This window comes from Thiohalocapsa marina, from assembly GCF_008632335.1.
Lineage (GTDB): Bacteria > Pseudomonadota > Gammaproteobacteria > Chromatiales > Chromatiaceae > Thiohalocapsa > Thiohalocapsa marina.
Genome location: NZ_VWXX01000002.1, coordinates 68,199 through 93,381, shown reverse-complemented (window position 1 = coordinate 93,381; position 25,183 = coordinate 68,199). Strand labels below are relative to the sequence as shown.

Genomic DNA, 25,183 nt, shown 5'->3' with positions numbered 1-25,183 from the left:
AGGGTAGATGGCCTGCCGCCGGGAAAGCCCAAGGCCCTACTCCTTTTCGTCCCGCCATGATGGCCTCGATGCCATCAAAACCGCCTACCGGGAAGACGAATTCTCCGATTTAATATTCTGTCAGTCGGCTGACTTAGCTGTCGATAAGTCCAGAAGAAATGCAACAGGAAGGTTAACGGCGGCAAGGTTACGGCCACGGCAAATATACCCCATCGATGACTTGCACCCATGTTATCGACTACCGTCGCTACCGCCATCGCCACCATGAAGCCTATTGTGGTCACGACAGTAAACCTGATCAGCGTATCCACGCGAAACGCGCCTGAGAAGCTCCAGGCTGTATTGATGTAATAGGAGGCAATCGTTGCCACTACGAAAGCCACCCCGTTTGCCACGGGCGGCCGAAAAACATGATTTGTAATGGTTAATTCTGCGGTAATCGCATGCAGAAAGGTTACGAACACACCGGTAGAAGCAAAACGCATGAAACGTTTTGCCATGGAAATTGAACTCATAACGCCCTTGGCATGCAATCGAAGTCGCTTCAGACCTTCGGGGTGGGTTTTACGGCCAGGCAAAATGCGGTCAGCCCTGCGATCCGATTATGACGCATAAGCGGCAACTCTATATCGCATACAAACTCAAGCAGCTTATTAATATAGGGATGATGTCTCTTGAGTTGATTTCGCGGACCATCGTGATTCACGTTCAACTTCTGAAGAAGCCTGGGTACCACGGCAATGGGCAACAATAGACCGTAGAAGTAGGCTCCCTGAACTGGTACGAGCCCGCTTTTCGCTACTATTGCTTCGAGACCCTGGAGGGTATAGCGCCGCCTATGCTCCAGAAACTCGTCATGGCCACTCCACAACCACTGGAACGCGGGAACTGAAATCAAGAATCGCGTCTGGGCTGGCACATTCTCAACATAGCTCCTCAGCAAGCCGACATCATCATCAACGTGCTCAAGGACATCCATAAACAAAACCAGATCTGCTTCCAGATCCTCGGCAGAGCGCCGATAACTTATTTTTTTTCCGCACACGAGAACATCTGTTTCCCGTTCATAGTTAATGTCTACGCATAACGCCTGAGCTGCAGATGTGTGGGAGAGGAGATATTTGCTAAAGAAGCCCGAGCCAGCACCAACGTCGAGCACAAGCTCCGGACTCGCTTTGCCAAGGTATGCCATCATTGCCTTTGCTTTCGCACGATAATACCAATGATGGTCTACCTCTTCGCCAAGCATGGCCAGTTCTTTAACGTCCATTGCCTCAATCTTTCCGCTCGAAAATATTTCGTACAATATAGACCGGGCGTCGCTTGGATTCGATATAAGTGCGTCCCAAGTACTCACCGATGATTCCGATGCCAATCAGTTGCACCCCGCCGAGAAATGATAGAGCCACCATGAGTGAAGCATAGCCAGGGACATCGATTCCCAGTACAACGACACGTGCGATGATGAATAGACCATAGATAAACGCCATAAAGGAAACGAAGATACCAAGGTAAGTCCAGATGCGTAATGGTTCGGTGCTGAAGCTGGTCATACCCTCAAGGGCGAAGTTCCACAACGCCCAGCCATTGAACTTCGAGCTCCCGGCCTGGCGCTCTGGTCGAACGTAATTTACGGCAGTGGTGCGAAATCCAACCCAAGCAAATAACCCTTTCATGAATCGTCGCGACTCTGGAAGCTGCTTTAGCGCCTCGACGACGCTTCGGTCCATGAGCCTAAAGTCACCAACATTTTCGGGCAACTGGGGGTCTGCGATACGGTTATGAATGCGGTAAAATAAGATCGCTGACATGCGCTTTGCCCAAGAATCGGAGCGACGGTCCTGTCGATGGGCTAGCACTACATCAAATCCCTGACGCCACAATACAATCATGTCGAGGATTAATTCCGGAGGATCTTGTAGATCAACGTCAAGCGGGACAATCACGTCGCCAGTAGCCGCCTCTAGACCCGCGCTGAGCGCAGCCTCCTTTCCGAAGTTACGACTGAGCTCAATAATTCGGATTCGAAGGTCTTCCCCTTGCGCCACTAGCAATGAATCCAATGTATCGTCAGTGCTTCCATCGTTCACGAAAACAAGCTCGTACTTTATGGATGGGCACGCATCAAAGACCTGACGAACGGCCCGCAGAAAAAGACCGATAGATTCCGACTCATTGAAAACCGGAACAACCAGCGACAGGCTCACGACCGGATGTCGCGTAACAGATCTTTCTTGCTGCACATTCTGGTAATCGGCGTGCTGGGCATTCAGAGTACATCTTGACCCTGCACCTGAGTGGAACATATCGGCCATAATCGTTAGGTTTCCATTACCAGGCTCAATGACAGCATTGAATCAATGCGAACCGAGCATGAAGTCTCGATACAGGAAGGTTCTGCCTCTGCGCAGTTTGTCCTGCCAGCACGCTCTTGTGCATTTGGTGGTGGGGCGTTGACTGGTCATAGCGACTGCTGCACAGAAGTCCGGCATGAGATTCCCGGTTGTTGGCACTCCAGACGTAGCCCGAGCCTGGAGTGAGTGCGCAGTTTCCGTGCTCTTTCATTTATCGCATATGAGGCCGCCATGATTGGAGCGGATTTCTGTCGCGAACGAGGCATGCAAAATCAACCGGCGCATTTACAAGCATGCATCTGGCAATGATAGCGAGCTAATCAGCGCTATCGGGGCAGTCCGCCTTCTTCAGTAGTGGTGTAACATAGAGGAGCCGCCCAAGCAATCCCTAACAGACGAGGATCAGAGTTGCAACCGGTTCGCTGGAGGTCAGTCATTTACAATGTTGTCCGTCGTCTGTCCGTGACGGGCCGCCTGAGGCTGCGGCTCTCGCGAATATTACATAGCCAGACACCGAGAATTGTTACCGACCGTGCCCGTCATACGCTCATGGCACCACTCAGCCGTATCTCTTCGCGCACCATCCTGCCGGCGGATGGAATAGAACACTCGTATCCAGGTCCCAGCTTCGCGCTTTTGATCGATGACATAAGGTTCAGCGCATCCGGCATTGAAATCACGGACCGAACCCGGTCCCTGCACGGGTTCCTGACCCGACAGGATTTGCATGTCACCTTTGTGTCAGCGGCGCCGCATCTAGGCAAGCTTTACCCCAGGCGAGTGGGGATATTCGGCCACTCTCAACCTCAAGGGCAGCAGGAACTGATTCGGCACTTACAAGTATATGGAGATAGGTACAAAATCGCTTTAGTGGGAAGACCGGAACTTACAGAGCACTATCAGGCGATAGTGCACGCCCAAGCTCCGCATGTGGCGATCATCGTCCAGGTCGATGACTGCAGCTGCCTTCATAGCAAGGATCCCAGCGGAGTCTTTGGACATGGGATTTGCATGGCGGAACGTGACAATCGGCTTCTATGCTCGGCACTGCGTGCCGCCGATCGGGTTACAGTCAAATCCGTGCCGGACAGGGAGGCACTACGGGCCCATTTTGCTGAACTCGACATCGCGGTCTTGCCTGCACCGGGGCGTCAAGACTCCTACAGGAAGTGCTGAAATATCCTTCGTCTCTGGCGCGAGAAAGCCGAGCCGGCCATTGTATGCCCACCTGCGCTGTCAGGTTTTCTTATTCAGGCGGAGTCGGTCAAAAATGCGCGTTCGCGGGGCCGAATGAGTCCACATCCTCGACTCACCCAAGAAATCCTGTTTTTCGTGTCCTTCTTGCAGCGTCCCCTCGCTGTCTCGCCGGTAGGCCACCCACTTCGGCGTCGTTTCGATCCGCGTCCAGCGCGGGTCGGCATCCAGAAAGGCCAGCAGCATCTGCACTGCCGGCAATTGCACATCGTCAATCACCAAAACGCCGTGATTACGCAGGCGCCCTGCAGCGTAATACCAGTCTATGATCGGCGTCGGAAAACCATGGCCACCATCAATCAGCACAAGATCGAGCTCGTCCTTCGGCAGGGTCGGCAGGACTTCATCGCTGAAGCCCTGGATTAGCTCGAGCCTATCCTGCGCTATTCCACGCTCCTCACAATAGCGTTTCAGGCTGGCGATCTCAGACTCCCATGGTGCGATACTGGTATGGGTTGTGCCGAGTCGAACGAACAACATCGTCGAAACACCGAGCCCCGTCTCAAGGGTCCGTGATTCCGGGCCGCAACGGGCCGCAATGAATTCGTAGCATGATCGCTCGGTCCGCCATACACCGCCCTCAGGGTTCCCAAGCTCTTGGTGTACCCTCGGAAGATCGGAATACAATTCGTCGACAAGGCTTGTATTTTTTGTATTGCTCACAAGGCCCCCGTGGAGTTGGTCGCAAGCGGAAACCGCGTCGACCGTGGTTTCGTGCAGATTCTTGGGCAGGATGCTTGAAAAATCGTCGCTTTCTCGATATCCACCACGATTGCGTGGCTTATGCTACTTTGACCGACGGGCCTCGTAAGCTGCAAGCACCTCTTCTACCGGCCCCCGCATCAGCACGCGGCCTTGCTCCAGCAAGATGGCGCTGTCGCAGATCTCGCGGATGAGCTGGTTCGCGTGCGACGCCAGGACAATGATCGAAGCCTTGCTTGCGAACGCGCGCAATCGGGCATTCGCTTTCTCCAGAAATGCCGCGTCGCCGGCGGCGATGCCCTCGTCGATCAGCAATATTTCGGGGTCGATCGCCGTAGCGACGGCAAACGCTAGGCGCAGCTGCATGCCCGTCGAGTAAGTACGCACGGGCAAGTCGAGGAACGAGCCCAACTCGGTAAACTCGGCAATTTCTTCTGTCTTGGCCTTGACCTCACGTCTGGACAGACCAAGGAAGAGGCCGCGAATCAGGATATTTTCGTAGCCCGACGCCTCGGGATCAATCCCGAGTGAAATATCGAACAGCGGCGCGATATGTCCCTGCACGTGGATGGTGCCGGAACAGGGCGCATAGATCCCGGCCAACACCCTTAGCAGCGTAGACTTCCCAGCCCCATTATGACCAACGAGGCCCACGCGAGCGCCGTCCGCAAGGGCGAAAGATACATCCGCGAGGGCCTCGATATCCGTCTCCGAGGCCGTGCGATATTCGATACGGCCTCCTGTGCCTGCCGCTATGAGCCGGTTTTTCAGCGACCGACGCCGACTGTCGTAGATCGGGAAGGTCACACTCACACCATCGAGATCAATCCGCGCCATGGCGAGTCAGACCCAGTAGGCGATACGCCAGCGGTAACGCGCAAACGCCATCAAGGTGACCAGCCAGCCGCCGAGCGTCACCAGCGCAACGACGGCCAGCGTCGTGGCCTCAGGCACACCCCCAAGCAGTGGCGCACGCACGAGCTCCACAAAGTGATAGAAGGGATTCAGCCCCAAGAACAGCGCACGGTCGGGAAGCATTTCGGGCCGCCACAAAATCGGGGTGATAAAGAACAGGATCTGTACGACGCTGGCGACAATCTGGGGCACGTCTCGAAATCGCGCACAGACGGTCCCGAGGAACAGACCGAGCCAGACGCCATTGAGCAGGACGATGGCCACGCCCGCCACGGCGTAGAGTACATGCCAGCCAGGCAAGACCCCGAACCAAGCCGCCACAATCAGGAAAACCACGATATTATGAGCAAAAATCAGAAGGTTGCTCCAGACAACCCGGTAAACGTGAACGGAAAGAGGGGCCGCCAGTTGCAGGATCATCCCGTCTGAATCCGTAAACGCCTTGGTACCATCCAGAACCAGCCCGGAGATCAGTCCCCACACCACGAATCCGGCGGCAAGGAAGGGCAGGTATGCTTCAAGCGGCTGGCCAAACAGCGCACCGTACACGAAACCAAGCGCGCCCACCGTCACACCCATCGAAAGGGTCACCCAGAGCGGCCCAAGTCTGGACCGTCGGTACCGTTGCCGAATTTCCTTCGAACCCAAAAGCGACCACAGAGAGAACCTGGCTGCGCCCGCGACCACATCGCCAAGCGCCCGTTGCCACTGGCTGCCGGCAGCAATGCCCCCGGGGGCGCCCGTTCCGACGTGTTCGCGCATCCATGTCTCCTTACCTTGCATGGGTACCGACGGCCAGGTCACGTCGGGCATAAACCCTGACTCACATAAGGTCTTCACGCAGCATGGCGGACCGACGGACGTCACCGCAATCGCGTATAGTATCATACGTGCGATGGTGTGGGCGGCGCACAGTGTCCGCAACGTCTGTGGTCAAACAGAGTGCCCCGCCGCAACTGGACAAGCAATTCAGCGAACCGGAGCAGCGCCCAGGGGCCCATGCCTCCTGCGCGACCACCGACTATGGCCAGGTTCCTCGCAGCCCACCTTGGTGGGTAGAGCACGCATCAATCACCGACAGCCCAGGCAGTCCCAAGGGTGACCCAGTTCCCGAACATGAGTGACAATTCCAGCGAACCATTGGCTGCAAGCAACAATCGACGTACCTGCCTGCTGGTACTCGGAATGCACCGCAGTGGCACGTCGGCAATCACCCGCTTTCTCAACCTGCTCGGCGCGGCATTGCCGTCCAACCTGATGCCCCCCGTAGAGGGTAATAACGCCAGGGGATTCTGGGAATCCCTCGATTTCCAGGCCCTGAACGACAGCATCCTGGATTCCGCCGGTACGTCCTGGGATGACTGGCGGCCGGTCCGCCAGGACTGGTTTAGCTCGCCCGAGGCCGAGGCGTTCAGGGCACGCGCGGCGGAACTCCTGGCCGCCCATTTTTCCGACGCCGGACTGTTCGTGCTGAAAGACCCCAGAATTTGCCGGCTTCTGCCGTTCTGGCTCGACGCCCTTCACCGGTTCAATACGGACGTCAAGGCGATCATCCCGGTACGCAATCCGCTCGAGGTCGCGGCGTCCCTCGAGGCGCGCGACGCGTTCAGCCGGCCGAAGTCACTGCTCCTCTGGCTCCGGCATGTAGTCGACGCAGAACTGGGTTCTCGCCACCTGGCGCGCATATTTGTCCAATACGACAACCTGCTGGCGGACTGGCGCTCGCTTGCCGGGCGCATTTCCGATCGACTGGATCTCGGCTGGACGAGCCTGTCCTCAACCTCGGAACTGGAAATCGACCGTTTTCTATGTTCTTCTGAGCGACATCACTCGGTTGAGCCGGACGCACCCATGACCGACCAAGAAGTACCAAAGTGGGTCGCTGACAGCTATGGCGCGCTTCGGATTTTATGTGAAGACCCGGACACAGCAGAGCCCATCTGCCGCCTTTCCGATGCGGCCGCAGAGTTCGAACAAGGCTGTGACGTTTTCGGCCCAACTCTGAAGTGCACAGAAACGGAAGCCAGGGAAATGGCCGAAGCCCTGTTCACGGCCCGGAAGACAATGATCGAACTGGACGACCGACTTTCAGCGGTGGAACACAGCATGACCGCCACACACGATGCCAATGGCGCCGACCTCGCGCCAACCCGCCAGAGAATTGCCGACCTTGAACAATCCGCCCAGGATCAGCTCGCTATCCTCTCCAGCCTGGCTGAAATCGTGGACGACAGTCCCGAAGCAACGCCGAGTCAAGGCCGCGCCTACGACGGAACCGCACTATATGCACAACGCCCTGACTCGACCCACGGGCTGCAACAGTTCCTCGAAGCGCGTCTCGAGGATCTGATGCAGCGCGGCCTCGAGCAGCAGGCCTTGCTCACCGACGTGGCAGAAAAACTCGAACAAAGCCAGGCGCTCAGCGCTCAAGGCCTTGCTTCCCGCACGGCGGCCCTCGAGGAGATCCGCCGGGACATGGCGCACCTGTTGCAGTCCGGGGCCCTGTCCGGCGATTCGGCTGCGCACAAGCAGCAATTGCTGGAAGCCGAAGAGCACAGCCGCCGGCAGGCGTACGAACTTGCCGAGTTCCGAGACCGGGCGAGCCGGGCCGAGCAACAGGTGGAGGAACTGCAAGCAAGCATCCAGCAGATGGCCCGCCGGGAACGTGAAACCAGCCTTCGCCTGCAGGATGCCAGGCAGAAGCTTCACCGCGCAATCACATCCGGACGCATGCTGCTCACGCGGCTCAATACGATACAGAGCAGCGTCACCTGGCAGATCGGCGACCGCATGTTGCGCACGGAGCAGGCCCTGCCAAGGCTCACCCGGCTCGGCATTGCCGCGCCGAAGATCCTCTGGCTCTTGCTGACGGCCGGTCTTCCGCGCAAGTTGCGCATGAGCGCAGAGGCGAAGCGGGTGCTGGCATCCGGGTTGTTCGATGACACGCTCTACCTGTGGATGCACCCGGACGTCGCCGCGCGCGGGTTCCGCGCCATCGTGCATTGGCAGACCCGCGGCTGGTTGCAACGACGCAAACCGCATCCGCTGTTCGACACCGAGTGGTACATCTCCACCTACATGGATCCCTACGGCGATCCACGCGATCCGCTGCTGCACTTCATCGAGCATGGTATCGCCGCGGGTCATACCCCCACGCCGCTGTTCGATCCATCATGGTATCGCGCCCAGGAACCTGCGGGGCTCGAGGCCAACGAAAACCCCTTTCTGCATTTTCTGCGCCGCGGCGGTGCTGAAGGCCTCGACCCGAACCCCTGGTTCGACTCTTCCTGGTACATGCAACAGTACCCGGATGTGGCCGCCTCGGGCAGGAACCCCCTCGTGGACTACATCGCAAACGGCGTTGCGCAGGGGCATGATCCCAGCCCGCAGTTCAGCACTGAATGGTATCTGGCCGCTTACCCGGACATTCGCGACGCCAACCCCCTGGAACACTTCCTGCTGCATGGCCAGTTCGAGGGTCGACGGCCTCGGCCGGAGCCAGGCAGCGACGCACTCGCGCAAGCCGCGCAAACCGCGCAAGCCGCGCAAGCCGCGCAAGCCGCGCACATGAGCGAAGCCGCAGATGTCGAGGCGGACGACATCGCTCCCCCCGATTGGAGCGCCTACCCCGCAGACGACCCCCTGCCGCCGGATCGCATGCTGGTCATCGACTGGAAGCCGCCGACACCGGACCGCGATTCCGGCTCGTACCGCATGAACATGCTCATCGAGATCCTTCGGGAACAAGGATATCCCCTCGACTTCGTGGGCGACCGGCAGGCTGAAGACGCGGCCTACGAACGGGCCCTCGAGGCCAGCGGCATCCGGGTGGCAATCGGGCGCGAATCCGCGCGCCGTCTCCTTGCTACAGAAGGTCAGCGGTACCGATGGGTCTGGATATCCAGACCGGAGCAGATCGAGGCCTATCTGTCAATGGTCCGTGCGTTTGCCCCGCAGGCAACGGTCATCTACGACACGGTGGATCTTCACTGGGTGCGACTCGAGCGCGGTGTCGAGTTCAGCGAAGACCCCGCGACCGCCAGCGAGACCGCGGCGCGTTACAAGAGCATCGAGATCGCCGGCGCCAGGTCCGCGGATATCACCATTGCCATCACCGAGACCGAGCGACAGCGACTGCTCGCCGAAGCCCCGGACACAAGGGTCGCGGTATTGCCGAACATCCACCGCGTTTCGCATAGCGTGAGCCCGTTAACAGATCGGCGAGATCTGTTCTTCATCGGCAGCTTCCATCATGTGCCGAACGTCGACGCAGTGCTGTATTTTATCAACGACATCCTGCCGCTCATCCATCAACGGATGCCGACGGTCCGATTCGTCATCGTTGGCAGCGATCTGCCGCGCAATATCCAGCGGATGCGATCAAGGCAGATCGAGCCGGTCGGCTATGTCAACAATGTTGATCCGTTCTTTCAGGCGGCGCGCGTGTTCGTGTCGCCCCTGCGCCATGGCGCCGGCATGAAAGGCAAGATCGGACAGAGCCTCAGCTACGGCCTGCCTGTGGTCACCACCTCCATCGGCGCCGAAGGCATGGGCCTGGAGCACGAAGTCGATGCCATGATCGCGGATGACCCGCAAGCGTTCGCCGAATCAGTCATGCGATTGCTGTCCGACGACGCGCTCTGGACTCGGCTGTCAACGCAGGGCAAAGCGCTGCTCGAACGCGAATACTCTCCTGCCGCCTTGACGGAACGCATTCAAGCCATTCTCGAACCCGAGACGGCCGGATAACACCGACTGCCAACGCCCGGGCCGGCCCGGTCGAGCACAGTCGCAGCAGTCGCAGCAGTCGCATATCAGGTAATGCCAATGCAGAATAACGGACGCGTGCTGGCAATCGGCGTCTTTCTTGCGGATGTGCCAAACCATGCCACCACCATCAGCGAATCCTTGCTCGGGTCATCGGATTGGTCGGTGGACCTGCGCTGGGCCTCGATTGGCGCCCGGACTCCCCCCACGGCGCTGCGGACATCCACCGCCCTTGCGCTCAAACAACCGGTGCCGAAATTCGAGCTCCTCAACAGGCTGCTGCGTGACGTCAACCCGAACGACTACAGCTTCATCCTGGTCATCGACGATGACGTGGAGTTGCCGCCGCACTGGCTGAACGAGTTCCTGCGCTGGCAGATGCAACTCGACCTGGCCCTGGCCCAACCGGCCCGCACCCATGACAGTTACATCGACCACTACTTCGTTGCCCAGCTGGTCGGCATCGCGGGCCGGACCACCCGTTTCGTCGAGATCGGCCCCGTCTTCTGCATCGCGCCGCCGGCCTATCCGTTGCTGCTTCCATTCGACGAACAGGCGCCAATGGGCTGGGGCCTCGATTTCGTCTGGCCCGCCTTGCTCGAGGCCAACGACCTGCGGCTCGGCATCATCGACGCCTGTCCCGTCCGGCACGCACTGCGCAAGCCGGTGACCCATTACGACTACCAGGAAACGGCCAGGGCGATGGACGCCTATCTTGCCGCACGGCAGCACCTCACCTACGACGCCAGCCAGGTTGCCCTGGAGACATATCGGTTCCCACAGGCCAGGGCCGCCACGGGAGATGGCACATGCGGCTAACCAACGACGCAACCAGTCAGTCAGCCCCTTTGGTGAGCGCAATCCTCTGCACCTACAATCGGGCCAGCCTGCTTGGCTGCGCCCTGGGTGCGTTGTGCGCACAGACCCTGGGGCGCGAGCAGTTCGAGGTCATCGTCATCGACGACGGCTCCACCGACCAGACCGCGGCCGTCGCCGAGCGGTTCGCCGACCTGCTCCGTCTCCGCTACGCCTACCAGGACAACTCCGGGCTGGCCGCCGCCAAAAACCATGGTGTCTGTCTCGCCCGAGGCGAGATCGTGGTGTTTGTCGACGACGACGACGTGCTCGACAGCCGCTGCCTACAGGCCCATTACGAGACCCATCAGCGCCACCCGGCGGTCGCGGATGCCGTCCTTGGCTTCACCGGTCTGGCGGCTGGGCCTGGTCGTTCGCCCCTGATGCGCTATGTCACCGAGGTAGGCTGCCAGCTTTTCTACTATCCACACCTCAAACACGACGCAAAACTGGACTACAGCTTCTTCTGGGGCGGACGCTCGTCCTGCAAGCGGCGGCTGCTGCTGGAGCACGGCGTCTTCAATCCGGTATTCCGCTTCGGTGCGGAGGATATCGAGCTCGGCTACCGGCTGCGCTCCGTGGGACTGCGCGTCATCTACAACGCCAATGCCATCAGCTACATGATGCGCACGCTCAGCTTCGACGACTTTTGCCGACGCTGTTATCTCCAGGGACGTTCAAACCAGGTATTCGCAACCCTGCACCCGCAACGGGAAGTCCAGGCCTGGGCGCAGCTCAAAGGCATCGAGGCGGAGTGGCGGCTGATCGAGCCACGCTTCGATCTCTTGATGCAGTCCGGGCGCAAGCTCGACCGATTCGCCACCGAACGCAGTCGCGTCGATCTGCCGCTGGACAAGCTCTCGACGCAGCTGTTGCACCGGGCCTATGCCGCGGCATTCACGGCCAATCGCATCCGGGGCAGCATCGACATGCAAGGGGAGGCACCCGTCAGTGCGGGCCGATCTGATGCTGGCATCGCAGCCTAGCTGCCGTGAAAGTACCTCAATCAGGCCTGGTGATTCCCGCGGCGACCGATGATCGGCCCGGACCCATCGTCATCGGCGCTGTCGGCGGGTCCGGTACCCGCGTCGTGGCTGACATCCTCATGCGGGCCGGCTGTTTCATGGGTGGCGAGCTCAATGCTTCCAGTGACGCGCTGGCCTTCGTCGGACTCTATGATCGCTGGGCAGCCAAGGCCCTGCATCACTGGTTGCGCGATGACGGCCCCCCGCCGTCGGCGATGGGCGATGACCTGGCGCGCGCGCTGCAACGCCACGTCGCCGGCATTACACCGGCGCACCAGGCCTGGGGCTGGAAGAACCCCCGCAGCATGCTCCTGCTTCCCTGGCTAGCGGAGCTCCTGCCCGGGCTGCGCTTTATCCATGTGGTGCGCGACGGTCGCGACATGGCGCTGTCTGCCAACCAGAACCAGCCTGCGCTGTATGCGCCCATTCTCGGTCTGGAGGCGCCAGACGACGGCACTCCGGCGCTTGCTGCGATGCGTTACTGGAATCGCGTCAATCTGATGGTGGCCGGATACGGACAGGCGCGGCTGACCCGACGCTATCTGCGCGTCCGTTTCGAGGATCTGTGCATGGATTCCGCGCCGACGGTGGATTCGGTGTTGCGGTTTGCGCAGTTGCCGCAGAGCCTGTGCCCGGCATGTATGCAACTGGTCAGTGCGCCGGCGTCCATCGGCCGCTGGCATGGGGTCGAGCCATCCATCCTGAGGCAACTCGAGATGGCCGGCACAGAGGCGCTCTGCGCATTCGGCTACATCGCCGGCTGACGCCGCCCCGCAGTGATGGAGGTTCGCATCGGCGCTACTGCGCCTGCCCTCCGGCAGAATAGCGGCGCATCGCCTCCGCGCGCTGCTTGTGGCGCAGCGCGGCCTGCTCCCGACGGGCCTGCTCCGCGGCATCGTCCATACGCTGTACCGGCGCGCGACCCGGGGGTGCATCGTCTTGGGGCGGCGCCCTCCGGTTGCGCAAGAATGGCGTCGGCGTAATCGCTGGCGGGGCGTTGGCATAGTCGCGCAGCATGATCTCGTGCGCGTGCTCGCCGTGCACAAAGGTGACGCGATCTGGCGCGATCTGGCTCAGGACCCAGCCTTCCAGTTCCTCACCCGGGTGCAGCCTCACCGCCTCGCGGGCCTGCGCGATGCGCACCCAGGCCACGCTGGCCGTCGGCGTCAGCAGCACGGCGGTCAGGTCGGCGGTATCCATGCTGGTTGGCGGCGCCGGGGGGGGCACCGGCTCCGGTTCCGCCTCCTGGGCCTCCAGCGGCCGGCGCCCCGGCAGAAACAGCGGCCGCTCACGCACCGAGGCATAGTCCGCGATGGGAGGGGCCGGCGCCAGGGCGTCGATGGCGGCGGTGGTCTCATGGGCGCCATCCGGCGCCGCGCCCGTGGCCTGCTCCGGCACGCCGGCGTCAGGCCGCCAGGTGGCCCATTGCAGCGCCAGCACAAGCGCAAGTACTGCCGCAAGGCCGATCAATGCCGGGCGCATGTCGGTCAGCCCCGCGGAATCAGGCCCTGGCTGCGGCGCCCGTGGCGGCCGCCCCAAGGGCCCGAGTACAGGCCAGATCCCAGGCCCGGTTCCACGCTGGCAGGGCCTGGGCATACTCCCGTAGCTGCCCGGCAATGGCCGACACATCCGCCGGCGAGGGCGGTTCGGCGCGTTGCAGCCGGGATGCAGCCCAGGTGCCGACGGCGGTGACGTCCTCGCGCCAGGCATTGCAGCCAGTGGCGCCGGAGCTCGCCAGCCGGCGGGCGGACGACAGCGCCCACGCCAGCCGCTCGGTTTCGCTCAGGGTGCGCAGCCGGGCCACGGCGGCCTCGAGGTCGCCCGCCGTCGCACTCTGCGCGATGCCCTGGGCCATGGAAACCAGCCGCTGCTGCGGGGAAAGCTCCCCCGCCACCGCCGTCATGGCCATCCAGGACGCCAGGGTGGCCGACCCTGACGCCGGCCCCAGCAGGGCCTCTGGAGCGAACATCCAGGACCGTGGCTCTACCGGCCGATGCACCACGGCGATGGGCAAGGTCAGCCCGTAGTCGTTCGGGTACAGGAACATCAGCTGCGTGCCCAGCAATGCGTCCTCACCCCGACCGGCAGGTAACAGCGGCCCGATGTAGGGTCCGGTATCGATGCCTGCCACGGTGGCGAGGTGCAGACCCGGCGCCTTGCCCAGGCGCGGACACGGGGGCTGACCACCCAGCGCCAGGCGCGGTGCGGCGCACAAGGCCGCGTAGCGCTCGGCGTCGCCGACGAGGTCGGGGCGGGTTCGGCCAAGATCGAACAGCAGTGCATGGTCCCCCAGGGTACCGGGGTCACCCAGCGTGCCGTTAATGGAGTACCGCACCCGCGTCTGCTCCGGCCGGGGCGCCACCGCGAGACTGTATGCCGCCTCGTGAAACCGGGCGGCAGACAGCGGGGCCCCCATGGCCCGGGCGGCGGCGGGCAGCGATTTGCCGAGCACATCGACATGCGCCTTCAACACACCGGGCGGATAGGGCCGCAGCCCGTCCATCAGCGTGCTCTCCTCAAGAACGGGCGCGCCGGTGACGCCGCCGCGCTCGAAGCGCACGCGCCAGTCGGTGTTCGCACCGGTCCAGGTATCCAGCACCGCGTCGTCGTCTATCAGCAGCAGGCGCCGCCCGGCATTGCGCAGGAAGGCGTGATTCAGCATCAGGCCATGGGTGGGCTGCCCCTGGTGCACCGATTCGTCCGCCGAGAGCAGCCAGGACAGGTGAGCGCGGTCTTCCGGTGCGTTGTCCGTCAACCGTTGCAGCAGCGCGGCCTGCTCATCGCGGCCGACATAGAACAGGTTGAAACGGGCGGACAGGTCGCTCACGGTCTTGCGGTTGATGCCAATGGCCGCGTCGGTGCGCGAGTCGTCGTAGACCTCCACGGGCCAGGTCGAATCGGGGTGGGCGGGTTCGGCGAAGAGGCTGGTCAACAGGCGTTTCAGGGCCTCCGGCCGGTCACAGGTGCGAATGCACACCACCGGCGGACCGTCATCGCGCGCACCGCTGGCGCGCGCGTAGGCCTCGCTCAGGGCCGAGGCCGCCACCAGAATGCCCCGCTCGCGCAGCGAGCGCAGGGCCGCGATCAGCCCCTGCTTCTGTCCTTGCAGCCGCGGGTGGCGGGTCATCAGCACCTGGGCATGATCGGCAAGCGAGCGAAACACGCGCAGCTCGTCGAGCAGCCCGGACCAGGCAACGTCCAGTGCCCCGCTCACGCCCGTGTCGACGCGGATCACCAGCATCGATCGCGAATCGATGGCGCGCAGGGTATAGGGGGCAATGGCGAAGAGATCGTCCGCTGGCATGGAGTGTCGTCCTGGCGAAGGCTGTTATGTGATCGAGCGTTACAGGTGTCGTTGCATTATGGCGCAGGCGGTGTGCCGGGCCAACCCGTTCTGCCATGGTACCGTACTTCACCAGGGCAGCGGGCGCTGCAGATAGGCCTCCAGCGCCTTGATGTCAGCCCCATAGAGTGTGCGCAAGCGTTCGCGCAAGCGATCCGGCAACGGGTGACCGGAGCCGGCAAACACGCGCGCGGTCACAGCCGAGTCCGGAAGCGCCCGGAATGGCGCCGGATCCACACCGATATGGTGCGCAACGCGTTCAAGCAGCGCCCGGGGTTCAGTCATGATGGACTCGTAGAGCTCCACCTGCAGTTGCTCCGGCGGAAAGAACCGGCCCCAGGTCTGCAGGGCGGCCAGGTAATTGCCACGTGCGCGCGACCCGCGCGACTGGAAGTGACGCATGAACCAGTCGTCGTCAACCTCGTCCAGCGCCAGCTCGGCGCGCTGCAGCGCCATCAACGCCGCCGACCAGGCGCGGTCGACCGGATTGCGTAACAGATAGATCAGGCGCAAGTCCGGTGCGGCCTCGCGGATGCGCGCGATCACATCCGGGGCAAGCAGGGCATAGGCGGGCGTGATTTCCCCCTCCGCCCTCAGCGGATCGGCGAACTGGGCGAGATAGGTCGTCAAGGCCACGTTATCGTCGGCGGACCAGCGGTTCCAGAAGTGCTGCTCCTTGGGTCCGGGGGCGGCCTGATCTGGCTGGAGCGGCAACTGCCGGAACACCCGCTCGGCAGGTCCGGGAAAGCCGATCCCCGGGTGCGACGCCAGCTGGTTGTAGAGCCAGGTGGTACCGGCCTTTTGCGCACCGATACCCAGAAATCGGAACATAGGCTGAACTCAAAAAAAAGGGCCGGCTCAGCGCCGGCCCCAGTGGATGGCCTTACTTACAGCTTAAGGCCCTGAATTATCAGGGACGAGGCCTGATCATGGGACTATTCTTGCGGTACGTATTCCCAACGATAGCCGTTCTCGGTACCCTGGCCGTAGGTGGTAGCCGGCACGCCCTGATCACGCGTCTTGATCATCATGCCGTGCATCGGCAGGCCGGAATAGTACCCAAGGCCGTAGCCCAACGCATCGTAGTATTTATTGTACACGCTGTTCGCTGCGGAGATGAAGTCCACGTTGATCCAGCCGTTCTCGGCTCCACCCAGGATATTGACTGCGTCGATGTAGACCTCGCCGGCCACACCGCCCAATGCGCCGCCGTTGGTGTCGAAGCTGAGCAGGCCCACCTCCCACGGGAACCAGGTGCCACCACGCGACGGCGAGAAGTCGGTGATGTTGACGGAATACTCGTCACGATCCCAGACCCGGATGCCCAGGCCGATCGGCGAGCAGGCCAGAGAGGCTGGCGTGACGCCCGTGCAGACCGGATCAAGCTCCCATCGATCGGTGAACGGCTCCACAGCCGGCGGGTAGCTGGCGCTGCGCTGACCGTCAATGCGACCGGTGCCAAACAACGGGCTGTAGTCCTCGCCCGCGGTGATGTTGTTGTTGTTGGAGGTGTCCGCTGCAGTGGCGCAGGCCAGCGCGTCCACGCCATTCCAACGCCAGCTGTTGTTGCCGGCATAGATCTCGTTGCAGTACTGGTCGACGTGATAGCCCTTGGTCGGGAAGTTGACCATGATGGAGGTCTGCACGCCATTGGCCGCCTTGACCGACCACTCCTGCAGGGTTGCGGTCCAGCTGAAGCGCTGTTCCATCGGGATCAGGCCGGTGGCATCCCAGAGCTCGCCGGAAGGCGCGGTGGCCATGGTCGGCTCCATGTTCCACGGATACTGCTGGGCGGTGACCAGGTTGCGGAACTCAACACCGTTCAGCGTCGAATTGTTCTCATCAACCGGGAGCAATGCCTCACCCTCGGTGCCGATGACGTTGTCCAGGTGCAGGGCCTGGGTAGCCACACCGGCACCTTCATCGGCCTTCAGATAAGCGACGTTGACCTTGATCGGGGCGCCTTCGGTGACGGAGGTGTAGCCGAGGTTTTGTTCATCGGGGTCGTGTTCGGTACTGGCACGGGCCAGCGGATAACCACTGCCCGGCACAGTGATGCCGTCCCATGCTGGGTCTGTTGCGACGAAGTAGCTGTCGGCCTTGGCACAGTCACGAGGGATCCCGTCCACATGCTTGGTCAAATAGCCGATACCCGCTCCCTCGTTGTTCAGAGGGTTGGCCACACCATTACACTGAGCGGCGTCATCGTTGGTCATGTCGCACTCGCCGGCGACGACGAACTCGAAGTGGCCCTGCTTCAGGCGGGTAACGGCGCCGTCGAAATCGCCGAACTCCTGACCGTCATCAGGCGCATCATACAGACCGTTGCCAAAGAAGGCATTGGTGCGCAGGGGCACGCGCTTGGCACCGCTGGCAGCGTCTTCCGGAATCAACGGAGAGGTGCACGAAGAGTCATTGGTGTACAGCGCCACCCTCGTGTCGGAGAGGGTCGGAACACCCGCGTCCTGCTGCAGCCAGCCGCTCCAGACATCGTACGGCGACAGCAGGATGTAGAAGTCCAGCGCATCACGGCTGTTCTTGAACTCCTTGAAGCGCGCCTTGACGGCGATGGCCTTGTTGGTGGTATTGGTGATGTTGACGAACGTCTGCCAGCCCTCAACCGGCTGCGCCACATAGTAGGCGGTGGCCAGCTGGCCGGTGTTGGTGGGCGAATCGCCCATCGGGGGCTCATCGAGGATCTGCGCGATCGCTGACAGCGACACGCAACTCGCGGCCGCGGCGACTGCCACGGACAGATACGACTTCTTGAAGGTCTTCATGGACTCTCTCCTTACTGGAGTGGCTGTGGTGGGTTGACACTGGATGACTGCGACGCAGTCTGATCCGCGGGCTCGGCGGAACTGGATTGAAACAGGCCTTCGACCTGTGCGGCGGTGGTGTCTTCCGCAGTACGATGATACCACTGGCCTTCGACCTGGACCCAGGCCTCCTGGATACCAAGGGTTGTTCGGATCCTGTTGTCGTCGAGCGGGTTGACGACCTCGGTGTCGAGCGCGAGGTCGACCAGCGCGACGGCCGTGTCCGCGCTGTCGTAGCGGACACGATAGGGCTCGGCGCTGAACCATTTGGCAAACCGGCCGTAGCGTCGCGTGTAGCTGTTCTCGTCGACTCGGGCGCGGTAGTCGGGGGACTCAAAGGCGTAAACGGCGGCAAAGTCGCCAGCCTTCTTCAGGTCCCAGCGCTCGGCGATCCTTGCCAGCAGCGCCCGCGTCCGCTCGTCGTCCGGGATCGGATCGACATTGGCCGAGGTCTCCACTGTGGTACCGGTCGTGCCGGCGCCGAAGGTGGTATTGCGGGCCTGCGTCGCATGGGCGGCCTCTGTTGCCGCTGCCCCTTGCGGCGCGGAATCGGCGTCATCGCCCGGCGCCGCCACGCACAGGGAAGGCGCCAGCAGCACCAGCGTAAGCAGCCCTGGCGTCAGCAACCCGTGCCTGTGGAACAGGGTGGCGCCGTAACGGCGAGTCTGGCTCAGATGGTTGCCAGCCTGTGCAGCGTTGGTTTTGTCTTCAGGAAGATTTGTCACGTTCAGATTCCGCTTATCCGTGTATGCCTGCGACCGATCACAGCCCGCCGTGCGTGCCGCAAGGCTGCAGCGTTGCAGGGCCGCCACCCGAGCAGTTGCCCAAGGCTGTCGCACGAGACTAATAGTTGAAACGTAGCAAACGGCCTGCAGGGTGTCAAGGCAGCGCCCGTTTTTTTTGGCATTTTCACAACCAGGACGGAGATGTTGGCCAAAAACGACACAACCGCCAAGCAGCCCACACCAGGGTTTGGCTGACAACCAGGCGCCGGAGGTTGCGAAACGCGTGGTCAAGGCGGGTCGACCGGCAGCGACACCAACGCGCCCGGCCGTTGTAGCAAATCGGCCACAGCCTGACCCGGCCCGTCGCGGGCGGTCGCCGCGGATACGGCGACGGGCACCTGATTGAACCGGGCGGCGATTGACGCCGGCAGACCGCACTATTTTTGAATGACACCAACGACCTGGTCCCCGTCCACCGCCAGCAGCAGCGTGACGCCGTGCGTTGCCATCAGCTCGATGGCGGTCTGCATGTGGCTGTCCGCGCCGATGCATTTTGGGTCGGGCGTCATCAACGCAGCCGCAGTGCGTTCAAAAAACGCCGCCTTGTGACGCTGCAGCGCCCGGCGCAGGTCACCATCGGTGATGATGCCCAGCACTGCGGCGCCGTCCGGGCTGACCAGCGCCACGCCAAGCCCGCCGCTGGTCATCGCCTGCAGCACCTGATCCGCCGTGGCGCCGGGGGCAACGAACGGCAGATCGGCGCTGCGCATCTCGCTACGCACGGTCTGCAACAACCGCCGGCCAAGGCTGCCGCCGGGATGAAAGCGGGCGAAATCCCCAGGCTTGAAATCCCGCGCCCGCATCAGCGCCACGGCCAGGGCGTCGCCCATGGCAAGGCTTGCCGTCGTGGAGGCAGTGGGGGCCAGTTGCAGCGGGCAGGCCTCGCGAGCCACGCGCACCGACAGGTGCAGGCTGCTGTTGCGCGCCAGCGTTGAACCGGCATTGCCGGTGAGGGCGATGGTGCGGTTGCCGTTGTCGCGCAGGAACGGCAGCAGCTTGACCAGTTCTTCGGTTTCGCCGGAATTGGAGATGGCCAAGAAGACGTCGTCGGCGGTAACCATGCCGAGGTCGCCGTGAAACGCCTCGCCGGGATGCAGGAAATAGGCCGGCGTGCCGGTGCTGGCAAGCGTCGCGGCGATCTTCTTGCCGATGATGCCGGACTTGCCCATTCCGCTGACGATGACGCGCCCGGCGGTTCCCAGGATGGTGCCCACAACGGCGTCGACGGCGCCGTCGACGGCCGCGCGCAGGTCCAGTAATGCCTGGGCCTCGATCGTCAACACCTCGCGCGCGATGGCACCGAAGTGCGTCGCCGCTTCTTCGGCGGCGGCCGCGCCGGAAGGATGCTGCATGTGGACCTCAGAAACGGGCGTCGAGATTCTTGATCTTGCTGCGGAAGTCCCGCGTCACCGTCTCGATGTCGCTGTCGTTCGCGATCACCCGCGGCGTCAGCACAACCACCAGCTCGGTGCGGGTTGCCTTGCGCGCGGTGGTGCCGAACAGCGGCCCGATGATGGGCGCCCGGTACAGCCCCGGCACGCCGGACTTGGTGTTGCTGGTGTCGTCCTGGATGAGGCCGCCCAGCACCACCGCCTGGTTGCTGCGCACCGCCACGCTGCTGGTGATGTTGCGCGTGCGGAAGGTGGGCGAGTCGATGCCGCCGGTGGTCAGATCCTTGACCGAGCTGACCTCCTGCTCGATCTCCAGTTGCACCAGCCCGCCCGGGGTGACCCGCGGCGTGACCTTGAGCATGACGCCGGTGTCCTTGTATTCGATCTGGTTCAGGATCCGATCGGTAATCTCGGTGCCCTGCTGCTGGGTGGTGGCGATGGGCACCTGGTCGCCCACCTGGATCTTGGCGGACTGGTTGTCCATGACCATGACGGTGGGCGAGGACAGCACGTTGACCAGGTTGTCCTCGGCCAGCGCCGACAGGGTGGCCTTGATGGTGTCGGGCTGCAGCACCACGGACCAGTTGAAGCCTTTGAAGTTGGGCACCGGCAGGCCATCGGTGCTGCCCGGGGTGTAGCTGGTCTGGCTCTGGTAGCCATCGATGGCCGGACCCTTGAAGCGCCAGGCCACGCCGTATTCAAGGCTGCCGGTCAGCGCGATCTCGACGATGGTGGCCTCCACCAGCACCTGCAGCGGCACGATGTCCAGCTGCTTGAGGGCATCGAGGATCTTCTTGTAGTCGCGCGGCGTGGACTTGACCAGGAGGGAGTTGTTGACCACGTCGGCCACCACGCTGACCTCCGACGACAACGTCATGCTGCGCGACGTGGCGCTGGCGGTACCGCCGCCGGTCCCGCCGCTGCCATCGCCGCCAATGGCCGCCTGCGCCATGCCCGGCGCCACGCCGCCGACGCTGCGCGATCCACCGCCACCGCCCTGGCCGCCGAACAGCCGGGACAGCACGTCCGCCAGGTTCTCGGCGTCGCCATGGCGCACCCGGTAGACATACAGCCGCTGCACCGAGCTGCCGGCGGCCTCGGCCAGGTCCAGCCGGTCGATCCAGGTCTGCATCTTGCGCAGGTAGGACTCGCGCGGCGACACCACCAGCACCGCATTGGCGGTCTCCACCGGCACGAAGCGGAAGATGCCCTTGCCGACGGTATCCTGCTCGTCGGCCAGCAGGGCCTGCAGCTGCGTGACCACGTCGCTGGCCTTGGCGTACTCCAGCACGAAGAAGCCCACCGACAGGCCCGCCATCCAGTCGACGTCGAACACCTGGATGGTGTCGAGCAGGTTGCTCATCTCGGTGCTGCTGGCGGCGAGCACCAGCAGGTTGCGCTTGTCGTCGACGCGGATCATGCTGCCTTCGGGCGCCAGCGGCTCGAGGATCTTGCTCATCTCGGTGGCGCTGATGTAGCGCAGGGGCACGATCTGTACATTATAGCCCTGGGGCAGCGCGCGGGCGGAATCGCCCAGTTGCGGCACCACCCGCCCGCGCACGGCGTTGCTGAGCGGCACCACCTCGTACAGGCCGGCGTTGTCCACCAGCGCGGCGTTGTTCATGCGCAGCAGGGTTTCCAGCGTGGGCAGCAGCAGGTCGCGGCGCAGCGGCCGGCCGGTCTGCAGCGAGGCCGAGCCCTGCACTGCCGGGTCCAGCACGTAGTTGACCCCCAGCAGGTCGCCGAGGATGACCTTGACCACCTCACGGATGTCGGTGCCGTCGAAGTTGAGGGTGACATCCCCCGGCCTGGTGTCGCCAGTGGGACGGGAGACCTTGCTGACGAAGGTGCCGGTGCCGCCGACGATGGAATCGCGCGCCTGCGGCAGGCCGTCGCCGATGGCGATGCCGCCGCTCTCGCGCAGCGGCCGGGAGACCCCTGGACGGGCGAAGTCCTTCTCGCTGACATGGCCTTCGGCGCTGGTGACCTGCTTGGTAGGATCCCAGGTCAGACTCTGACATCCGGAGGCTGCCACGACGAACAGGGCGTAGGCCAATACGGCGAGTTTAGGTCGCGGACCAGTCATGCGCACGTGTCGGTTGCTAAGTGATTGGCCCGGCAATATACCACACAGATTGCTGAGACAGTGTCCGCATGTCATATCCAAGCGACCGGCGATGAGTCGTCACCTGGCGGCCGTGGTCGGTTTGAGTCACGCCATCAAGGCCAGATCATTCGCGGGCGGGCGGCGGTCAATCGCCGCGGCCTAGGGTATAGCCGAAAATGTCAAGACGGACGGTGAGGTCTCCCGCTTCAACGACCGACTGGATCTGCCTCCGGCCGCGCGGGGTGGCGCGCAAGTGGCCTGGCACCCGCGAGCGAACGGACATCTGCTCCACAAACAGGAACGGCCGCACCTGCTCGATGCGGTACAGCACCTCGAGCAGTTGCTCGGTGTCGGCCTGTAGCTGCAACCTGATGCGCACCCGCGGCGGCTGTTCGTCGGCCAGGCCGGGCAGCACCTGGGCGCTGATTGGCCTTGCACCGGCATCGCGCACGATGTCTTGCACCTCGCTCTGCACCCGCGCCCCGGCAAGGGCCCGGGTGGCGGCATCCACATAGAAGGCCTTGAAGTCATCCCTGGCCTGTTCGCGCTGCAGTTCGGCGCGCAGGCCGGGCAAGGTCGCGACCAGGGCGCGGTAGCGGGCCAGCTGGTCCGCATCACGGCTCAAGCGAGTGTCGAGTTCGCTCAACTGCTGCCACCAGGGCACCAGCACCAGGGCCAGCAGCAATGCCGGGAGCGCAATGACCACCCCCCATACGAGCACGCAACGATCTATCCGGACATTCTTCATGGGGACGTGGGCCTGCGATAGAGAAACGCGACGTGAAAACGCTCCCGATCGGTATCCGCGACCTGGGTGACAGGCGACCTGAAGCTGACCTGGCTCAAGCCACTGCCCTGTTCCAGCAGCTGGATCAGGGCAGTGGCCTGATCCGATTCTCCCCGCAGGTCCACGCCTCCATCACGAAAGTCGAGGACCTGTACCCAGGTTCCATCCGGCAACCGCTCCGTGAGTTCGCGCAGAAGATCGGTCATCCGCGGCTGTTCGCGCCGAAGCCGCAGGATCTCGACCCTGCCAAGGCGGGCCTTGTCCAGGGCATCGCGCAGCCGCTCGACCTCCAGCGCGCGCGCGCGGGTCTGCCGGAGCTCGGCCTGCAGAAAATCGTGCTGACGCGATTTCTGCCAGTAGGGCGTGACCAACGCAGCCACGGCGAGCACGACGACCAGCGCGAGCAGGGTGATCGAGACGACGGTGGCGGCGCGTCCGCGCCGTGGACGATCCGCCGGCGGCAGCAGGTTGGCGCCAGGCCAGGCGCCGGTCCAGGTCAGTCGGTCGGCCGGGGCGCCTTCGTCATTCAGCCGGCGCAGCCAACCGTCTACCTCGGCACGACGGCACACGGCCAGGCGCACATCGAGCTTTGCGCCCCGGGCCAGCACGCCCGCGATCCGGGCATCGTAATAGACATCGGCCGCGGAGAATGGCGTCAGGCGGTCGATTTCGTAGGAGACGACGCGCTGCAGATTGTCCTTGACCTGCACCGGAAGCGCCACTCGGCGCTCGAGCACGCGATCGACCGGAAGCTCGACGCAGAGGTTGTAACGGGCGTTCCGTCGCGTGATCGCGACCACATCCCCCAGCCCCTCCGGTTCAGCGAGATCCAGGGTCGCGACATGCGCCGTCTCATGATCGATGCGGCGCAGCAGTTCGGCAGCATCACCACGGGGGATCACGACCAGTTGCGGATGACGAAACGCCAGGAGACGGCGCAGCCTGGCCGGCAGGCACTGGACCAGGGCAGCCTTCCAGCGCGACAGCTGCGCAGGAACGGCAAGCGAAGGAATCCGCGGAAGGGGTATTCGACTGATGCTGACGGTGCGACTCATGGATGAGGATCCGGAACGTGCAGTGGAAGCGGAAGGTCACCCACTCCGCCGACTCGAGCAGACAGGGATCGAGCCTTGATTTATTGTACCGTCGTCAGGCCGTAACGGCGCCAGAAGATGCTGAACGGCGGAGTGGAACCAGGGGTAATTTCGAATACCGCCTCCATGTGGCGGACGACGGCGCGATCCTCGGCCCACGAAACGGCCAACCGATAGACAGGCCCGCCCCGACCGACCGGAGCGGCAAGCCGCCCATCCGGCGAGGCTGGTGACCGACGTTGGTCAATTTCACGCCGGGCATCTTCCAGCGGGATCCCCCGGACCACCGCGAGGACGGTGGCGGATGCGAATTCAAGGTCCGTCCCGCCGCCGGCCGCGTTGTCAACCGTCAGGTCAGCGGCGAGGCGGCGATAGGTTTCATTCGTCATTCCGAGCACCTGGCGCAGTTCTTCGATGCCGTTGAACGGGGCGTCGCCGGCGCCATGCGGCAAGGCGGCCGCGTCGTAGTCCGCGTCTTCCGCCCCGTTCGGAAGCGTCAGACTGTCGCCGTCGCGCCAGTCCATGATGGCATCGGCCAGCGCGTCGACCTGTAACGGTTCTGCGGCACGGTCGTCCTGGGTGAGTTCGATCAAGCTGCGTAACTGGTCGCTGCTGATGGCATTGAGATCGAGCCGCGATGCTTCGTTGCTCAGGGTCAGTGTCAGCACAGAGTCGCCGACGAGCAACTCTCTGGGAGTGCCGTCCGGTATCCAGACGCCGACAACCGGGTTCAGTTCGATCGGCGTGCTGAGCAGGTTAAAGGCGGCGAGGCTGATGGCGGCATCTGCCAGGGCGCGAAAGCGGGCATCGTCGAGTTGGTTGCGGGCCAGCGCTCCGGCGGTACGTTGCGACATGGTGAGACCGAGGGCCATCACCGTCAGCAAGGCGATGACCCAGAGCACCATGATCAGCGCCATGCCTTGCTGCACCCGTTGCCGACCTTGCATCGAACCCTCCTTGAGATGGATGGCGCACCCGGCACCGG

Annotated in this window: 20 protein-coding genes; 4 read left to right on the top strand and 16 right to left on the bottom strand. The window is 63.0% G+C overall.

The genetic code is table 11. The annotated features are described in order from the left end of the window. Nucleotides 1–74: 74 nt before the first annotated feature. The 6 genes from F2Q65_RS01910 to F2Q65_RS01885 all read right to left on the bottom strand — a co-directional run bounded on the left by F2Q65_RS01910 (nucleotide 75) and on the right by F2Q65_RS01885 (nucleotide 5,987). Entirely contained in the window at nucleotides 75–500 is a 426-nt protein-coding gene (locus F2Q65_RS01910; RefSeq protein ID WP_211353921.1) for a GtrA family protein, read from the bottom strand. A 44-nt stretch (nucleotides 501–544) separates the two neighbouring features. Further along, nucleotides 545–1,270, bottom strand: a complete 726-nt coding sequence (locus tag F2Q65_RS01905) for a class I SAM-dependent methyltransferase (RefSeq protein ID WP_150089858.1) — start codon at nucleotides 1,268–1,270, stop codon at nucleotides 545–547. Between the two features lie 4 nt (nucleotides 1,271–1,274). Further along, nucleotides 1,275–2,315 (bottom strand): glycosyltransferase family 2 protein, encoded by a 1,041-nt coding sequence (locus tag F2Q65_RS01900; protein WP_246155918.1) that lies wholly within the window; start codon nucleotides 2,313–2,315, stop codon nucleotides 1,275–1,277. Nucleotides 2,316–3,590: 1,275 nt separating this feature from the next. Next, a complete protein-coding gene (locus F2Q65_RS01895) occupies nucleotides 3,591–4,271 on the bottom strand; it encodes an O-methyltransferase (protein ID WP_281290972.1) in 681 nt (226 codons plus the stop codon). A gap of 123 nt (nucleotides 4,272–4,394) precedes the next feature. Next, entirely contained in the window at nucleotides 4,395–5,147 is a 753-nt protein-coding gene (locus F2Q65_RS01890) for an ABC transporter ATP-binding protein (protein WP_150089854.1), read from the bottom strand. A 6-nt stretch (nucleotides 5,148–5,153) separates the two neighbouring features. Beyond that, nucleotides 5,154–5,987 (bottom strand): ABC transporter permease, encoded by an 834-nt coding sequence (locus F2Q65_RS01885; RefSeq protein WP_150089852.1) that lies wholly within the window; start codon nucleotides 5,985–5,987, stop codon nucleotides 5,154–5,156. A 354-nt stretch (nucleotides 5,988–6,341) separates the two neighbouring features. Between F2Q65_RS01885 and F2Q65_RS01880 the strand changes: the two genes are divergently transcribed. The 4 genes from F2Q65_RS01880 to F2Q65_RS01865 all read left to right on the top strand — a co-directional run bounded on the left by F2Q65_RS01880 (nucleotide 6,342) and on the right by F2Q65_RS01865 (nucleotide 12,636). After that, nucleotides 6,342–9,974 carry a glycosyltransferase gene (locus tag F2Q65_RS01880; protein ID WP_150089850.1) on the top strand — a complete coding sequence of 1,211 codons (3,633 nt, stop codon included), beginning with the start codon at nucleotides 6,342–6,344 and terminating at the stop codon, nucleotides 9,972–9,974. A 78-nt stretch (nucleotides 9,975–10,052) separates the two neighbouring features. After that, on the top strand, nucleotides 10,053–10,811 hold the full coding sequence (locus tag F2Q65_RS01875; RefSeq protein ID WP_150089848.1) for a hypothetical protein: 759 nt from the start codon (nucleotides 10,053–10,055) through the stop codon (nucleotides 10,809–10,811). 32 nt (nucleotides 10,812–10,843) lie between these two features. Further along, nucleotides 10,844–11,833 (top strand): glycosyltransferase family 2 protein, encoded by a 990-nt coding sequence (locus F2Q65_RS01870; protein WP_170265442.1) that lies wholly within the window; start codon nucleotides 10,844–10,846, stop codon nucleotides 11,831–11,833. 5 nt (nucleotides 11,834–11,838) lie between these two features. After that, a complete protein-coding gene (locus F2Q65_RS01865; protein WP_150089844.1) occupies nucleotides 11,839–12,636 on the top strand; it encodes a sulfotransferase in 798 nt (265 codons plus the stop codon). A gap of 34 nt (nucleotides 12,637–12,670) precedes the next feature. Here the strand turns inward: F2Q65_RS01865 and F2Q65_RS01860 are convergent, their stop codons facing one another. The 10 genes from F2Q65_RS01860 to F2Q65_RS01815 all read right to left on the bottom strand — a co-directional run bounded on the left by F2Q65_RS01860 (nucleotide 12,671) and on the right by F2Q65_RS01815 (nucleotide 25,145). After that, complete coding sequence (locus F2Q65_RS01860; protein WP_150089841.1) at nucleotides 12,671–13,354, bottom strand: hypothetical protein; 684 nt, start codon at nucleotides 13,352–13,354, stop codon at nucleotides 12,671–12,673. A 19-nt stretch (nucleotides 13,355–13,373) separates the two neighbouring features. Further along, the gene (locus F2Q65_RS01855; protein WP_150089839.1) at nucleotides 13,374–15,176 is read right to left on the bottom strand and encodes a hypothetical protein; all 1,803 of its coding nucleotides are present in this window, start codon (nucleotides 15,174–15,176) and stop codon (nucleotides 13,374–13,376) included. A 108-nt stretch (nucleotides 15,177–15,284) separates the two neighbouring features. Further along, complete coding sequence (locus F2Q65_RS01850; RefSeq protein ID WP_150089837.1) at nucleotides 15,285–16,046, bottom strand: sulfotransferase family protein; 762 nt, start codon at nucleotides 16,044–16,046, stop codon at nucleotides 15,285–15,287. Between the two features lie 104 nt (nucleotides 16,047–16,150). After that, the gene (locus F2Q65_RS01845; RefSeq protein WP_150089836.1) at nucleotides 16,151–17,995 is read right to left on the bottom strand and encodes a hypothetical protein; all 1,845 of its coding nucleotides are present in this window, start codon (nucleotides 17,993–17,995) and stop codon (nucleotides 16,151–16,153) included. Nucleotides 17,996–18,006: 11 nt separating this feature from the next. After that, nucleotides 18,007–18,846 carry a hypothetical protein gene (locus F2Q65_RS01840; RefSeq protein WP_150089834.1) on the bottom strand — a complete coding sequence of 280 codons (840 nt, stop codon included), beginning with the start codon at nucleotides 18,844–18,846 and terminating at the stop codon, nucleotides 18,007–18,009. Between the two features lie 350 nt (nucleotides 18,847–19,196). Beyond that, entirely contained in the window at nucleotides 19,197–20,171 is a 975-nt protein-coding gene (locus tag F2Q65_RS01835) for a KpsF/GutQ family sugar-phosphate isomerase (protein WP_150089832.1), read from the bottom strand. Nucleotides 20,172–20,178: 7 nt separating this feature from the next. After that, entirely contained in the window at nucleotides 20,179–22,296 is a 2,118-nt protein-coding gene (gene gspD, locus F2Q65_RS01830) for a type II secretion system secretin GspD (RefSeq protein ID WP_150089830.1), read from the bottom strand. Nucleotides 22,297–22,462: 166 nt separating this feature from the next. Continuing rightward, a complete protein-coding gene (gene gspM, locus F2Q65_RS01825) occupies nucleotides 22,463–23,038 on the bottom strand; it encodes a type II secretion system protein GspM (RefSeq protein ID WP_246155917.1) in 576 nt (191 codons plus the stop codon). A gap of 23 nt (nucleotides 23,039–23,061) precedes the next feature. Continuing rightward, complete coding sequence (locus F2Q65_RS01820; protein WP_150089826.1) at nucleotides 23,062–24,159, bottom strand: PilN domain-containing protein; 1,098 nt, start codon at nucleotides 24,157–24,159, stop codon at nucleotides 23,062–23,064. A gap of 80 nt (nucleotides 24,160–24,239) precedes the next feature. Then, nucleotides 24,240–25,145, bottom strand: coding sequence for a type II secretion system minor pseudopilin (locus F2Q65_RS01815; RefSeq protein ID WP_150089824.1), 906 nt, complete (start codon nucleotides 25,143–25,145; stop codon nucleotides 24,240–24,242). Nucleotides 25,146–25,183: the final 38 nt, after the last annotated feature.